Source organism: Streptomyces sp. NPDC047061, from assembly GCF_040643955.1.
Classification (GTDB): domain Bacteria; phylum Actinomycetota; class Actinomycetes; order Streptomycetales; family Streptomycetaceae; genus Streptomyces.
Genome location: NZ_JBEYVI010000006.1, coordinates 226,597 through 241,151, shown reverse-complemented (window position 1 = coordinate 241,151; position 14,555 = coordinate 226,597). Strand labels below are relative to the sequence as shown.

At 71.5% G+C, this 14,555-nt stretch carries 15 protein-coding genes and 1 tRNA gene; 13 read left to right on the top strand and 3 right to left on the bottom strand.

Annotated features, from left to right (window positions below):
- Window positions 1-11 precede the first annotated feature (11 nt).
- The 8 genes from moaC to ABZ887_RS13230 all read left to right on the top strand — a co-directional run bounded on the left by moaC (window position 12) and on the right by ABZ887_RS13230 (window position 6,929).
- Window positions 12-524 (top strand): cyclic pyranopterin monophosphate synthase MoaC, encoded by a 513-nt coding sequence (gene moaC, locus ABZ887_RS13265; RefSeq protein ID WP_361287248.1) that lies wholly within the window; start codon window positions 12-14, stop codon window positions 522-524.
- Window positions 521-1,069 (top strand): molybdenum cofactor synthesis domain-containing protein, encoded by a 549-nt coding sequence (locus tag ABZ887_RS13260; RefSeq protein ID WP_361287245.1) that lies wholly within the window; start codon window positions 521-523, stop codon window positions 1,067-1,069. Before moaC ends, ABZ887_RS13260 begins: the two co-directional genes overlap by 4 nt.
- Before the next feature lie 20 nt (window positions 1,070-1,089).
- Complete coding sequence (locus ABZ887_RS13255) at window positions 1,090-1,710, top strand: GNAT family protein (protein WP_361287242.1); 621 nt, start codon at window positions 1,090-1,092, stop codon at window positions 1,708-1,710.
- Window positions 1,711-1,895: 185 nt separating this feature from the next.
- A complete protein-coding gene (gene glpR, locus ABZ887_RS13250) occupies window positions 1,896-3,188 on the top strand; it encodes a gephyrin-like molybdotransferase receptor GlpR (RefSeq protein ID WP_361287239.1) in 1,293 nt (430 codons plus the stop codon).
- Between the two features lie 104 nt (window positions 3,189-3,292).
- Window positions 3,293-3,366, top strand: a tRNA-Ala gene (locus tag ABZ887_RS13245).
- A gap of 274 nt (window positions 3,367-3,640) precedes the next feature.
- On the top strand, window positions 3,641-4,831 hold the full coding sequence (locus ABZ887_RS13240; RefSeq protein WP_361287236.1) for an amidohydrolase: 1,191 nt from the start codon (window positions 3,641-3,643) through the stop codon (window positions 4,829-4,831).
- A 21-nt stretch (window positions 4,832-4,852) separates the two neighbouring features.
- Entirely contained in the window at window positions 4,853-5,899 is a 1,047-nt protein-coding gene (locus tag ABZ887_RS13235; protein ID WP_361287233.1) for a DUF5937 family protein, read from the top strand.
- 130 nt (window positions 5,900-6,029) lie between these two features.
- On the top strand, window positions 6,030-6,929 hold the full coding sequence (locus ABZ887_RS13230; protein ID WP_361287230.1) for a hypothetical protein: 900 nt from the start codon (window positions 6,030-6,032) through the stop codon (window positions 6,927-6,929).
- Window positions 6,930-7,011: 82 nt separating this feature from the next.
- On the opposite strand, the gene ABZ887_RS13225 is transcribed toward ABZ887_RS13230, so the two are convergent.
- Window positions 7,012-7,512: a GNAT family N-acetyltransferase gene (locus ABZ887_RS13225; RefSeq protein ID WP_361287227.1), complete on the bottom strand. Its 501-nt coding sequence runs from the start codon at window positions 7,510-7,512 to the stop codon at window positions 7,012-7,014.
- A 58-nt stretch (window positions 7,513-7,570) separates the two neighbouring features.
- On the opposite strand from ABZ887_RS13225, the gene ABZ887_RS13220 reads away from it, so the two are divergent.
- A complete protein-coding gene (locus ABZ887_RS13220; RefSeq protein WP_361287224.1) occupies window positions 7,571-8,395 on the top strand; it encodes an exodeoxyribonuclease III in 825 nt (274 codons plus the stop codon).
- On the opposite strand, the gene ABZ887_RS13215 is transcribed toward ABZ887_RS13220, so the two are convergent.
- Window positions 8,341-9,771 (bottom strand): recombinase family protein, encoded by a 1,431-nt coding sequence (locus ABZ887_RS13215; protein ID WP_361287221.1) that lies wholly within the window; start codon window positions 9,769-9,771, stop codon window positions 8,341-8,343. The genes ABZ887_RS13220 and ABZ887_RS13215 overlap by 55 nt on opposite strands.
- A gap of 146 nt (window positions 9,772-9,917) precedes the next feature.
- On the bottom strand, window positions 9,918-10,538 hold the full coding sequence (locus ABZ887_RS13210; protein ID WP_361287371.1) for a MerR family transcriptional regulator: 621 nt from the start codon (window positions 10,536-10,538) through the stop codon (window positions 9,918-9,920).
- A 210-nt stretch (window positions 10,539-10,748) separates the two neighbouring features.
- On the opposite strand from ABZ887_RS13210, the gene ABZ887_RS13205 reads away from it, so the two are divergent.
- The 4 genes from ABZ887_RS13205 (at window position 10,749) to ABZ887_RS13190 (ending at window position 14,472) form a co-directional block, all read left to right on the top strand.
- Window positions 10,749-12,272, top strand: a complete 1,524-nt coding sequence (locus ABZ887_RS13205; protein WP_361287218.1) for an NAD(P)/FAD-dependent oxidoreductase — start codon at window positions 10,749-10,751, stop codon at window positions 12,270-12,272.
- On the top strand, window positions 12,269-13,225 hold the full coding sequence (locus ABZ887_RS13200; RefSeq protein WP_361287215.1) for an alpha/beta hydrolase: 957 nt from the start codon (window positions 12,269-12,271) through the stop codon (window positions 13,223-13,225). The genes ABZ887_RS13205 and ABZ887_RS13200 overlap by 4 nt, the downstream gene beginning before the upstream one ends.
- Window positions 13,222-14,106: an SDR family oxidoreductase gene (locus ABZ887_RS13195; protein ID WP_361287212.1), complete on the top strand. Its 885-nt coding sequence runs from the start codon at window positions 13,222-13,224 to the stop codon at window positions 14,104-14,106. Before ABZ887_RS13200 ends, ABZ887_RS13195 begins: the two co-directional genes overlap by 4 nt.
- 99 nt (window positions 14,107-14,205) lie before the next feature.
- Window positions 14,206-14,472 (top strand): hypothetical protein, encoded by a 267-nt coding sequence (locus tag ABZ887_RS13190; RefSeq protein WP_361287209.1) that lies wholly within the window; start codon window positions 14,206-14,208, stop codon window positions 14,470-14,472.
- The last annotated feature ends 83 nt before the right edge of the window (window positions 14,473-14,555 follow it).

The following is a 14,555-nucleotide window of genomic DNA, read 5'->3' as shown; positions in this document are numbered from 1 at the left end:
CGCCACACAGCATGACTGAGCCCTTCCGGGGGGACACCCCCGGACCCTCCGTGCCAGACCGACTGACGCACCTCGACGACGCGGGCGCCGCCCGCATGGTCGACGTGTCGGGCAAGGACGTGACCGCGCGCACCGCCCGCGCGAGCGGACGTGTCCTCGTCTCGCCCCGCGTGGTCGAGCTGCTGCGCGGCGAAGGCGTTCCGAAGGGCGACGCGCTCGCCACCGCCCGCATCGCCGGGATCATGGGCGCCAAACGCACCCCGGACCTGATCCCGCTGTGTCACCCCCTGGCCCTGTCCGGTGTGAAACTGGATCTGTCGGTCGCGGACGACGCGGTGGAGATCCTCGCCACGGTGCGGACGACGGACCGCACGGGTGTCGAGATGGAGGCCCTCACAGCGGTCTCCGTCGCGGCGCTCACCGTGATCGACATGGTCAAGGCGGTCGACAAGGGAGCGGTCATCACGGACGTACGCGTGGAGGAGAAGACGGGCGGAAAGTCGGGCGACTGGAGCCGGGCATGAACGCCGGGCCGGTCACGGAGGGCACCGCCGGCGATGCGCCGCGCGCGCCGTACCGCGCGCTGGTCGTGAGCGCGTCCAACCGTGCCGCCGCCGGTGTCTACGAGGACAAGGGCGGCCCGCTGGTCGCGGCGGGCCTGGCGGGCCTCGGGTTCAGCGTGGACGGGCCGCGGGTCGTGCCCGACGGGGAACCCGTGGCGGCCGCGCTGCGCGCGGGGGTCGAGGCCGGGTACGACGTCGTCGTCACCACCGGCGGCACCGGCGTCTCGCCCACCGACCGCACGCCCGAGGCGACCCGCGCGGTGCTCGACTACGAGGTACCGGGCATCGCCGAGGCCGTCCGGGCGTTCGGACGGGAGAAGGTGCCCACCGCCGCGCTCTCCCGGGGCCTGGCCGGAGTGGCGGGCCGGACACTGATCGTCAACCTTCCGGGGTCCACCGGCGGGGTGCGGGACGGCCTCGCCGTCCTGGAACCGCTGCTTGCGCACGCCGTCGACCAGATCCGCGGCGGCGACCACCCCAGACCGAGCAGCGGGGGTGCGAGCTGAACAGCCTGTCCTGGCCTGTCGTGCTGGTGGACGGCGACGTCGTCCTCCGGCCCATAAAGGTGCGCGACCAGCGGGCCTGGCGCGAGGTCAACCGGCGCAACCGCGACTGGCTGCGCCCTTGGGAGGCGACCATCCCGCCGCCCACGCCGAGTGGTCCGATAGCGCACCGGCCGACCTACCGGCAGATGGTCCGGCATCTGCGCTCCGAGGCGAACTCGGGCCGCATGCTGCCGTTCGTCATCGAGTACCAGGGGCGCCTGGTGGGGCAGTTGACCGTCGCCGGGATCACCTGGGGGTCGATGTGCTCGGGCCACGTCGGGTACTGGGTGGACCAGTCGGTGGCCGGCCGCGGGGTGATGCCGACGGCCGTCGCGCTCGTGGTGGACCACTGTTTCCGCACCGTTGGTCTGCACCGCATCGAGGTCTGCATTCGCCCGGAGAACCGGCCCAGCCGCCGGGTCGTGGAGAAACTCGGATTCCGTGAGGAGGGGCTGCGGCCGCGTTATCTCCACATCGACGGCGCCTGGCGCGACCACCTCGTCTTCGCCCTCACCGCGGAAGAGGTGCCCGAGGGGCTGCTCGGCCGCTGGCAGCGGGCACGCTCCCAGAGCGCCCAGAACACACCAGGGAATCCCAGCTAGCCGAACAAATTGAATGCATGTTCGAAAATGATCGGTTGTTGACCATCTCAGGGCATTGAATTCGCGGCTCCGGTGGCCTGCTGATCGCATCGGTCACAAAAAAAGCTCGAAATATCAGCCAGATCGTGCGACACACCGGCGCAATTGGCAGATGGCCCCACGCAAACCCCTCTACCGTGTGAGGCGTGAGCAGCAGCGGCCTCATCTACGCAGTCATTGTCGGGGCCTGGGCCGCCTACTTGGTGCCGATGTGGCTCCGTAGGCAGGACGAGCTGAACGAGGCCCGTCCGACGGAACGCTTCAGCACCGCCATCCGGCTGCTGTCCGGACGGGCGGGGATGGAGCGTCGGTACGCCAGGGACCTGCGGGCGCGCTCCGCCTCGGAGGGGGAGCAGGACGCCGGCGATCCGGACGCCGCCACCGACTCGGTGGACGTCCGGGCTTTCGCCATGCCTCCGACCCGCCGTCAGGTCCGGGCGGACGTCCGGACGGAGAGGGAACCGGAGGCGCCCGGGCGTCAGGAACCGGCGCGCGACCAGACGGCCGCGCCGGCGGCCAAGTCCCCGTCCGCGCCGCCCCGTCAGACAGGCGCCGCGCCGGCCCCGGCATCCGCCCCCGTGTCCACCTCCACTCCCGCGCCCAAGTCGGGCTCCGCGCCCGCCCGCAAACAGGTTCCGGCCGCACGGCGCGCGCCCTCCGCACAGGCGGCCGCGGAACGCGCCCGGCGCTCGAAGGCACTCGCGCGCCGCCGACGCACCACCGTCATGCTCTTCGCCGCCTTCACGCTGGGCGCGATCGTCGCCGCCGTCGGAGGGCTCGCGTTCCTGTGGGCACCCGGCGTGCCCGCCGTCATGCTCAGCGCCTACATCGCCTACCTGCGCGCGCAGGAGCGCCGGCGCTTCGCCTACCAGATGGACCGGCGCCAGGCCGAGGCCGCCGCGCAGCGGTTGCGGGAGCGCCAGCCGCGCCGCCGCCAGCCCCTCGATCCCGGGGCAGGCGCGGACGAACCGGAGGAAGGACCAGAGCCCGCGACCGACCCCGGCCTGTCCGCGCTCGCCGCGGACCGGCGCGCCCTCGTCGAGCAGACCGACCACGCCGAGTGGGTCGACCAGCAGCGCGAGCGGCAGCGGCGGCCCGGGCACGGGGACAGCTGGGACCCGGTGCCGGTGCCCCTGCCGACGTACGTGACCGCGCCGGTCGCGCCGCGCGCCACCTCCGACGTGGACCTGGGAGCGCCGGACGCGTGGAGTTCCGCGCGGTCCAGCGCCGTCGCGCCGGAACAGGAGACCAGGCCGGCGGCGCCGGAGGCCGAGGCCGAGGCCGAGGAGCAGGCGCCCGCCGCCGACGAGGACAGGACGGCCGACGGCCGGACCGACGCCCGCCGGGCGGCCTCCGCCCGCCGGGCCCGCGAGCGCGGCCGCACCCCCCTCTTCGACCAGTACGAGGACGGCGACCGCCCGCGCGCGGCCAACGAATGACCTGAGGGAGAGGGAGCGGGGCGCCTCGGCACCCCGCTCCTGACCAGTCAGGGAACGGATTTCCAAGCACCCCGACGGGGATGCTAGAGTTTCACTCGTTGCAAGGGCCTGTGGCGCAGTCTGGTAGCGCACCTCGTTCGCATCGAGGGGGTCTGGGGTTCAAATCCCCACAGGTCCACTGCACCGCTGTTCCTGAGTTCGCTCAGGAGTAGTTGACGAGATCCCGTCCGATCTTCTTGATCGGGCGGGATCTTTCGTTTCCGGGGTTTCCGGGGTTTGTGGTGTGCGGGGCGTCACGTGTAGACGCGGTCCGCGACAGGGCCGGGTGGAGAAGGGCAGGGCGAGGAGGGTTGCCTGGGCCGCGGTAATCGGCGGCCACTCGCCCATGCCCGGCCGCAGTCTCGTCGTACCTGACAGCACGTCATTCCGCGCGTCGTACGAGGGGAGTCCCGATGTCGTCCTTGAAGACGGCTTCCGTGAAGGCGTTGTCCGCCGAACTGGCCGCGCTGCGGCCCCGCATGGACGCCGTCAGCCTGTCCATCCACACTCACCCCGAGCTGAAGTTCGCCGAGTTCCACGCCCAGCAGGTGCTGACCCGCTGGCTGGCCGAGGCGGGCTTCACGGTGACCGCACCCGCGGGTGGCCTCGACACCGCCTTCGTGGCCGTGCACGAGGGCGGCCGCCCGGGGCCCCGCGTCGCCGTCCTCGCGGAATACGACGCACTGCCCGGCGTCGGGCACGGTTGCGGCCACAACCTCATCGCGGCCGGAGGGGCGGCCGCGGCCATCGCCGTCGTACGGGCGCTGCCCGCGCACCCGGGCACGGTGACCGTGATCGGCACCCCCGGCGAGGAGATGGGCGGCGCGGGCAAGGTGCGGCTGGCCGACGCGAGGGTCTTCGACCGGGTGGACGCGGCGCTGATGTTCCACCCGGGGGACCGCTGGCTGAGCGGCCGGCCCGGACTCGCGGCGGCGCACCTGCGGATCGCGTTCACCGGGCTCGGCGCGCACGCCTCGGTGTCGCCGTGGCAGGGGCGCAGCGCGCTGGCCGCCGCCCAGCTGTTTCTCAACGCCCTCGACTCGATGCGGCAGTTCGTCCCGCCGAGCGCCCGGCTGCACGGCATCGTCGTCGACGGCGGTCAAGCGCCCAACGTGGTCCCCGCGCGGGCCGCGGTCGACCTGTACGTACGGGACCGTACGGCAGCGTCGGCCGCGGCGCTGGTGGAGCGGGTACGGGCCGCCGCGGCGGGGGCCGCGCTCGCCACGCAGACGCAGGCGGAGGTCTCCGAGACCGGGCCGCTTTATGCGGAGCGACGCAACAACGCCGTTCTCGCGGAGCGGTTCGCGGAGACGGTGCGCGCGCTCGGCGCGGACATCGGGCCCTACGACCCCGCCGGCCCCGCCGGGTCCTCCGACATCGGCAACCTCTCGCAGCTGATGCCGGTCATCCACCCCTACGTTCAGATCGCCGACGTCGGTACGCCCGCACACTCCGAGGCCATGCGGGAAGCCGCAGCGACGCCGCTGGCTCACGACCGCACGCAGGTCGCGGCGACCGGGCTCGCCGAGGTGGTCGCCGCACTGCTCACGGTGCCGGAGGTGCTGGCGGCCGCGCGGGCCGAGTTCGAGGGGGCAGCGGGGTGAGAGCGCCGTACACTCCCGCCCATGTCGGTCGTGATCGTCCTGGAAGGTGCCGCCTCCGACCGGTTCACGGTCACCGTGTACCCGCCCGCCGAGCTGGCCGCGAGCCTGCACGTGCTGACCGGACACGGCCACCACACCGAGCACGCGGCCTGGGCCGAGCGGACCACCGCCGCCGGCCCGGCCGCCTTCCGGGCCGGCCTCGCACGGTTCGCCCCGCTGTGGACGGCGCTGCGCTGGCGGGGGTTCTACCCCGGGCTCCGGACACCCCTGGCGGAACTCACGGTGGACCGGTTCGCCGAACTCACCGCGTACACCTGCGCCAGCGGCTACCGCGCCTTCGACTTCGGCCGGGTGCTCCACGACCCGGCGCAGGCGCGTGCGCTGCGCCAGACCGCGTCCGGACTGCCGGATCCGCACACCGCCCTCGCCGAGGACCTGCTAGGCGACCCCGAGTCCCTGCGCGCCGACGTGCTCGACTTCCTCGACCTGTGCCGCCGCGTCTACTTCGACGAGCTGTGGGCGCGCACCGAGCCCGTCCTGTCCCGGGTCGCCCACCGGGTGCGCCGACGACTCGCGGACGAGGGGCCCATGGCGGCGCTGCTCTCGCTCAGCCCGTCCAGCGCCCGTCTGGACAGCCCCGCGCGGGTCGTCTTCGACAAGGTGCACCACGCGGTGGTCAGCCCCGCCCGTACGCCCCTGCTGCTGATCCCCACCCGGTACGGCGCCCCGCACCTGCTGATGAAGGACGAGCCGGGACTGCCCCCCGTCGTGCACTTCCCCGTCGACGTCCCGGAGATCGGCGTCACCCTGGTGCGCAGCCGCATGCTGGCGCTCACCGATCCGCGTCGGGTACGCCTGTGCCGCCTCATCGCACGCCAGGCGATGACCACCGCCGACCTGGCGGACCGGCTGTCGATGACCCGCCCGCAGGTCGCGCGGCATCTGCGCACCCTGCGCGACCTGGGCCTGGTCCAGGTGGAGCGCCATGGCCGCCATGTCCACTACGGACTCGACCTCACCGCCGTCGAACGCATCGGACGGGACGTGTCGACGGCCCTGCAGTACTGAGCAGAACAAGGAGGCGGTCCGGGTGACAGGCCGATATCCGGGCGTCCGCCACCGCGAGCCGCGCGTGCTCGGCAAGGTGTGTCCGGCCCACGAGGTACGTGGCCGATCCTTACGCCGATAGAGTCAATCGGTGGACATCCTTGCGTCAGACGGGCTGTTGGGGGTCGCGCCCGCCGTCCCGGCAGGCGACTCGGGGGAGCACTATGCGGTCGGGTTCCTTCTGCTGTCCTTCGCGGCGGTCAGTGGGTACGGCCTGCTCTGGCTGATGGTCAGGCGTCGCGATGAGGCGCAGATGCGGGACTGGCTCCTGCCGTTATCGGACACCCTCCGGCACAGTTCGCAGCCGGTCGAAGCGCACCTGCTGCAGGGCGTACGCGGCCCGGTCGTCATCGCCGGTCGTACCACGGCCGGTACGGCCGGGACGTTGACCGCTCCGTTGTCGGGCTCCGCATGCGTCTGGTACCGGGTTCGCGTCACCCGCGACGATGAGGTGGGATCGAATGCCGGTACCCAGCACATCGTTCTCTACGAGGACCGCTGCGACCCCGACCTGGTCGCGGTCGCGGTCGCGGACGCCACCTCGGTCGGGCTGGACCCGGGGCTGTGCACCCGCAGCCTGGTACCGGGCGGGGAAAACGACCTGGTCGAACGCATTGTTGAAGAGCGCACGCGGCCGCCGTCGGACTGGCAGTTCCTCACCCCCGGCCCGCACCTGGCGAGCCTGCGCGACACCGGCCGGGTCGACCGCACCGCACTCAAGCACATGTCGAACACCACAAGCTTCACGGTCACGGAGGATGTCGTCCGGCCCGGCATCGACGTCCTGGTCGCCGGTTGCGCCGCCACCGTCGGCAAGACGCTCACGCTGACCGCCCGCGAAGGGCACCCCGACGGTGTAACCGCGATGACCTCTGCGGAGATCGCCGGCCACATGGCCGCACGCCGCCGCCGGCAGAAGAGGCTGGCATTCGCACTCACCGCCGCAACGTTGTTGCTCAGCACGTTAGGGGTGCTCCAGCTGTCCCGGTGACGTTCCGAGAGGGCGGTAGGTGACACCCCTCGTCCGGTTCGCCACCCGGCAGGTCTGCCGCGGCGGTTGCGGCGATTGCCGCCTACCGGGCCGCCGGTGCGTCCGCCCCCAGGGCCTTCGCGAAGCACCGGCTCGACTCGTAGTGCCGGTAGTAGCCGAACTTGGTGCACGGTTCGTAGCCGCTGGAGGTGTACAGGGCGATGGCCTCCGGCTGCTTGGTGCCGGTCTCCAGGACCATCCGGAGGCGGCCGGCCGCGCGGGCGTCGTCCTCCAGGGCCGTGAGCATGCGGCGGGCCAGACCGAGGCCGCGCATCCCCTCGACGACGAACATGCGCTTGAGCTCGGCGTCGCCGTCCTCGTTGCCCTCGCCGTTCGCGTCCTGGCTGCGCCAGCCGCCGGTGGCCACGGGGCGGTCGGACTCGTCGTACGCGATCAGGTAGACGCCGTTCGGCGGCTCGAAGTCGGCCGTGTCGAGGACGGTGGCGTCGCCGCCGTCGCCGTAGCGCAGCTGGTACTCGGCCTGGACCTCGTCGTTCAGCTTGACGGCGTCGGGGTGGTCGAAGGCGACTCGGCGTATATTCATGTAAGGCATCGTATATTCGTGCAGGCGGTGAACGCGGTGGACATCCGGACTCCGTCCAGTGTGCCGGTATCGTTCCCGCGTGCTGACTGTGACCTCGGTGAATGTGAACGGGCTGCGGGCCGCCTCCAAGAAGGGCTTCGTGGAGTGGCTCGCGGAGACCTCCGCGGACGTGCTCTGCCTGCAGGAGGTGCGCGCGGAGCCGCAGCAGCTCCCGGAAGAGGTACGCGCGCCCGGCGGCTGGCACGTGGTGCACGCTCCGGCGGCGGCCAAGGGGCGCGCGGGCGTCTCCCTGTACACCCGGCGTGAGCCAGACCGGGTGCGCATCGGCTTCGGTTCGGACGAGTTCGACGCGAGCGGGCGCTATGTCGAGGTCGACCTGCCCGGTGTGACCGTCGCCTCCCTCTATCTCCCCTCCGGTGAGGTGGGCACCGAGCGGCAGGACGAGAAGTACCGGTTCATGGGCGAGTTCCTGGCCCATCTCAGGGAGCTGCGCGAGCGGTCCGCCGCCGACGGGCGCGAGGTCGTCGTCTGCGGCGACTGGAACATCGCCCACCAGCAGGCCGACCTGAAGAACTGGCGCGGCAACACCAAGAACTCCGGCTTCCTCCCCGAGGAGCGGGAGTGGCTCGGCAACGTCCTGGACCCGGCCGACGGCGGCTACGTGGACGTGGTGCGCGCGCTGCACCCGGGCGTGGAAGGGCCGTATACGTGGTGGTCGTATCGGGGCCGGGCGTTCGAGAACGACTCAGGCTGGAGGATCGACCTCGCCGTCGCAACTCGCGGGCTCGCCCGGCGTGCGGTCAAGGCGTATGTGGAGCGGGCCGCCCGTCATGAGGAACGCTGGTCAGACCATGCTCCAGTGACGGTCGTTTTCGATCTATGAGGAGGTGGGGGAGGGGCGCATCGGTTCTCTGCGCTCCTCCCGTTTCGGGGCTGTCGCTGACGGGGCAGGCCCCCGATGCTGAATGTCAGCCGCGAAGTGTCCGGCCCGGCCAGCCGGTCCGGTCCGCCACCGGACCGTCCCTTGGCGACCGTGACGCGAACTCCGTCCCTGAGGAGTTGTTCCCGAGTCACCTCGCCGTCCGTGGCGAATGCCTCCCGATACCGACTGACGGTGTAGTCGTCCAGCCAGCTGGCACGGATGGCGGCGGGAGCGGGGCACGTTGTGCCGCGGGCGGAGGCGCGGCAGGCGTAGTCGCCGTACGAATACGCCTTCCGTGTGGCGAAGTACATACGGCCGTTGCACCCGGTGCAGTGTGCGATCCCGATCAGCAGAGATGTTGCCCGACGTTTGGGGTGAATCCCGTTCGAGCGGGCGTCGAGAGTGTGTTGAAGAGCTTGGAACTCCTCCTCCGTGAGCAATGAAGGGCCGATCAGCACGGGCGAGCCGTCAGTGCCGCGGACGGTCTTCCCTTTGTGTACCCGGTGCCCCATCAGTGCCGGTGTACGGAGGATTTTGGACAGACTGCCGGCTGTCCAGCGAAATCGCTCGAAGTCGCGTCCGTGGCGCCGCCCGCCCATGGGACGGCCCTGAAGCTGGGCGTGGCGATCCCGAGGCACCGGAATGCCTGCCTCTTCGAGTTTGCCGGCGATTGCGACCAGGGACAGCCCTGCGTGTACGTCGTGCACAACAATGCGAACGACGTCAGCGGTCTCCGGGTCAGGGGCGAGACACCAGCCGACGCCTGAGGGATGTGGAGCCTTCCGGTAGCCGAAGGGAACCAGCCCGCCACCATATCGCCCCGCTGCCCGCAGTGCTTCATGGGCGCCGGTGAGCCGGGCGGAAATGGCGCAAGCCTCCTGTTCGGCGGCGTAGGCCAGATCCATGCAACGACGGATAACGTTGCCACCCGCCTGTGGGCTGACCACGAGTGGCTGGTGCTCTTCCGGCATCCCGAAGACCAGCGCGGTCGTGTGCTTCTGTCCCCACTCGATCAACTGGGACATATGAGCAACGGACCGTACGGCGCGGTCGACATGTGACCACACGATGGCGTCGTACTCGTTGGGGCGCTGTAGCCAGGCGGACAGGGACGGCCTCTCGAAGGGAGAGCTCTTGTGTGCGGACACCCCGAGATCTGCGGCTTCGGCGATCAACTCCAAGCCCAACTGTTCGGCGCGCACTTGAATCGCGGCACGTTGCCTACCAGGTGACGTGGTCACTTTGGTGAGAGTGCTGAGACGCACTGCACCAAGGGCTCGCGGCGGTCCGGTGCGGGCCGAAGCCAGCTGGAAAGGTTCAGGGCTATGCTCGGGCATGTCGGCGCTCCTGGAGAGTGTCGGCCATACCCCGGGACTGGTGGCACAGTCGCCGGGGCTTTTCGATCCCACTCTCGGATGTCGAACCGAATTCCGTCCGCACTTGACGGGAATATGCCCCGATGGAGTGAACGATCAGGGAGTTCCTAGCCCTGCTTGCGCAGCCGTCGGTCCAGGGCCAGGGACACCTCCGCCTCCACCACGCTCCGGGCCAGGGGGCGCAGGCGTTCCATGTCCTCCTCGGGGCCGTGGCGCAGGACGAGTTCGGCGAAGAGTTCGGCGAGGGCGTCGGCGTGTTCGCGGACGGTGCGGCCGGCCGCCAGGACCTCGGCGAGCGGGAAGCCCTCGCGGACCAGGGCCGAGGAGGCGTCCAGCAGGCGGCGGCTGATGTGGACGATGTCGTCGCCGTCGGTGCCGAGGTAGCCGAGGTCCATGGCGGCGGCGAGGTTCTCCGGGGTGACCTCGCCCTCGAAGCGGGCGGCGAGTTCCTCGGGGGTGAGGCGGACCGGCTCCTCCTCGGTGGGGGCGCCGACGCCGATCAGGTCGGCGACGTTGCGGCCCTGGTCGAGGGCTTCCGCGAGCTCCGCGATGCCGTTCAGGGTGTGGCCGCGTTCCAGCAGCGCCGAGATCGTGCGCAGCCGGGCCAGGTGGTGGTCGTCGTACCAGGCGATGCGGCCCTCGCGGCGGGGTGGCGGGATCAGCTTGCGTTCGCGGTAGAAGCGCAGGGTGCGCACGGTGATGCCGGCCAGTCCGGCCAGTTCCTCCATGCGGTACTCGCGCCCGCCGCCCAGGTCGGGCCGCTGGTCGGGGGCCGTGGAGGTCTTTCGCGCGCCGTGGTCTGCCACGTGCGCAGCCTATGTTGTACCGCCGGTAACTTTCCTTCTTCCGGCCCCTACCCATCGGTACGGAGCTGCTCTACAGTCCAACCGTGCCAGTGTTCACTGGCGTAATCGCGGTCGATGTGTGGAGGCTCCGGGATGGCCCAGCACGAGCATGTACGGGTGGCGGTGATCGGGTCCGGGTTCGGCGGACTGGGTGCGGCCGTGCGGTTGCGCAGGGAGGGGATCACCGACTTCGTCGTCCTGGAACGGGCCGGCAGCGTCGGCGGTACCTGGCGGGACAACAGCTATCCGGGGTGCGCCTGCGACGTGCCCTCCCACCTGTACTCCTTCTCCTTCGCGCCCAACCCCGACTGGCCGCGCACCTTCTCCGGGCAGGAGCACATCCGCGCCTATCTGGAGCACGTCGCCGATGTGTTCGGGCTCCGGCCCCACCTCCGCTTCGACGCCGAGGTGAAGCGGATGACCTGGGACGCGGAGGCGCTGCGCTGGGACATCGAGACCGCCGTCGGCGCCTTCTCCGCCGACGTCGTCGTCTCCGCCACCGGGCCGCTGTCCGACCCGAAGATCCCGGAGATCCCGGGGCTGGACTCGTTCCCCGGCAAGGTCTTCCACTCGGCCCGCTGGGACCACGACTACGACCTGCGCGGCAAGCGGGTCGCCATGGTCGGCACCGGCGCCTCCGCGATCCAGATCGTGCCCGCCGTCCAGCCCGAGGTCGCGCAGCTCACCCTGTTCCAGCGCACCCCGCCGTGGGTGATGCCCCGCGTCGACCGGGCCATCAGCGCCGCCGAACGCCGGCTGCACCGGGCGCTGCCCTTCACCACCCAGGCCAGGCGCGGGCTCCTGTGGGGCATCCGCGAGCTCCAGGTCCAGGCGTTCACCAAGCGGCCCGACGAACTCGGCCTGGTGGAGAGCCTCGCCAAGCGCAACATGGCCCGTGCCGTCAAGGACCCGGCACTGCGCGCCAAGCTCACCCCGGACTACCGCATCGGCTGCAAGCGGATCCTGCTCTCCAGCGCCTACTATCCGGCGATCGCGCAGCCCAACGTGGACGTGGTGGCGAGCGGGCTCGCCGAGGTGCGCGGGTCGACGGTCGTCGCCGCCGACGGCAGCAGCGCCGAGGTCGACGCGATCATCTTCGGCACCGGCTTCCACGTCACCGACATGCCCATCGCGGAGCGGGTCGTCGGCGCCGACGGACGGACCCTCGCGGAGGCCTGGAAGGGCGGCATGGAGGCGCTGCGCGGTGCCTCGGCCGCCGGGTTCCCCAACTGGATGACGATCATCGGGCCCAACACCGGCCTCGGGAACTCCTCCATGATCCTCATGATCGAGTCCCAGCTGAACTACATGGCCGACTACCTGCGCCAGCTCCGCGTCCTCGGTGGGCGGGCGGCCCTGGACGCGCGCCCCGGTGCCGTGGCCGCCTGGAACGACAAGGTCCAGGAGCGCATGAAGCGCACCGTCTGGAACACCGGCGGCTGCACCAGCTGGTACCTGGACGCGAACGGCCGCAACACCACCATCTGGCCCGGTACGACCACGGAGTTCCGGCGGGCGACCCAGCGGGTGGATCTCGCGGAGTACGACGTGATCCGCGCGCCCCTGCCGATCGGCACCGGTGGCGAGAAGGCCGCGGACGCGGAGGTGGGCGCGTGAGCCGGCTCACCCACGTGACCTCCGGGCCGTACGCCCCGCCCGCACCCGCCCGCGAACTCACCGTCGTCTCCGCCGACGGCGCCCGCCTGCACGTCGAGGTGCACGGCCCCGAGGACGCGCCCCCCGTCGTCCTCGCCCACGGCTGGACCTGCTCGACCGCCTTCTGGGCCGCGCAGATCCGGGAACTGGCCGTCGACCACCGGGTCGTCGCGTACGACCAACGGGGGCACGGGCGCAGTCCCGCGAGCCCCGCGTGCAGCACCCGGGCGCTGGCGGACGACCTCGAAGCGGTGCTCGCGCAGACCCTTGAACGCGGGGAGCGTGCCGTGATCGTCGGCCATTCCATGGGCGGCATGACCGTCATGGCCGCCGCCGCGCGCCCCCGCTTCCGCGAGCACGCCGCCGCCGTCCTGCTGTGCAGCACCGGCAGTTCGCGGCTGGTCGCGGAGTCGCGCGTGCTGCCGTTGCGCGCCGGCGGTCTGCGGACCTGGCTGACGGCGCGGGTCCTGGCCTCGCGCGCCCCGCTCGGACCGGTCACGCCCGTCGCGCGGCGCATCCTCAAGTACGTGACCATGGGCCCGGGTTCGGCCCCGCACATGGTGGAGGCGTGCGCACGGATCGTGCACGCCTGCCCGCGCACCGTGCGCCACGCCTGGGCGCTCGTCCTCGCCCAGCTCGACCTCGACCACGGCGTACGGGAGTTGCGCGCCCCCACCGCGATCGTCACCGGCACGGCCGACCGGCTCACGCCCCCGGTGCACGCCCGCGCGCTGGTCGCCGCGCTGCCGCACCCCGTCGGCCTCACCGAACTGCCGGGCATGGGCCACATGACCCCGGTCGAGGCACCGGAGCTGGTCAACGGAAAGATCCGGGAACTGGTCACCGAGTACGTGACCGGCGCCCCTGAAGAAGCCGGTGCCGACGGGCCCGAGCGGATCAAGGAGGGCTCATGAGCAGGGTCGGTCTCGAAGGACAGGTCGCCGTCGTCACCGGAGCGGCGCGCGGTGTCGGCGAGTTGCTCGCCCGCAAGCTCTCCGCGCGCGGGGCGAAGGTCGCGCTGGTCGGCCTTGAGGAGGAGGCCCTCAAGGAGGTCTCCGGGCGGCTGCACACCGACAGCGCGCACTGGTACGCCGACGTCACCGACCACGAGGCGATGAGCCGGGTCGCGCGGGAGGTCAAGGAGCGGTTCGGGAAGGTCGACATCGTGGTGGCCAACGCCGGGGTGGCGAACGGCGGTCCGTTCGCCGACTCCGACCCCGAGGCCTGGCGGCGGGTGATCGAGGTCAACCTGATCGGCTCGGCGGTGACAGGGCGGGCGTTCCTGCCGGTGCTCACCGAGAGCCGCGGCTATCTGCTGCAGATCGCGTCGCTGGCCGCGATCACGCCGGCGCCGATGATGACGGCGTACTGCGCGTCCAAGGCGGGCGTGGAGGCCTACGCGCACAGTCTGCGTGCCGAGGTCGGCCACCAGGGCGTGCGGGTCGGGGTCGGGTACCTGTCCTGGACGGACACCGACATGGTGCGGGGCGCCGACCAGGACGACGTGATGCGGGAGTTGCGGCAGCGGCTGCCGTGGCCGGCGAACAAGACGTACCCGCTGGGGCCGGCCGTGGACCGGATCGTGGCCGGGATCGAGCGGCGCTCGGCGCACGTGTACGGGCAGTGGTGGCTGCGGGGGATGCAGGGCGTGCGCGGGTACCTGCCGGCGCTGATCGGCACGGTCGGGCAGCGGGAGATGAAGCGGTTCGCACCCCGCTTGCAGGGCATCCGTACGGGGCTCGTCGGTGCAGGTGGGGCAGCCGACGAGGAGGCACGCGCTACGCACCGTCATTGATCGAAATGCGAGCGTAGTCGGCCCGTGTGAGTCTGGTCGAGGCCCCACTCGAGACCGACTGAGGGCCGATCCCCTCACCCTCCACGGGAGTGAACCCACATGGGTATGAAGGACAAGGCCGGCAAGATGCAGGGACAGGCCAAGCAGAAGATGCAGGAGGGCCAGCAGCAGGCGCAGCAGTCGCAGCAGCGCGGCCAGCAGGGCCAGGAGCGCGGCCAGCAGGCCCAGCAGCGTGGCCAGCAGGCGCAGGAGCGCGGCCGGCAGGCGCAGGAGCGCGGCCGGCAGACTCCTGAGCGCGGTCGCCAGAACCTGGACGACACCGAGCAGGAGATGCAGGACCGGTTCGACCAGGACTACGACGCGTAGTCGTTGCACTTGGCTTGGCCGACAGGCGTGGGGCGCCCTTCTTCTTGGAGGGTGCCCTGCGTTTTGTTTTGGGGTGGTGGCGG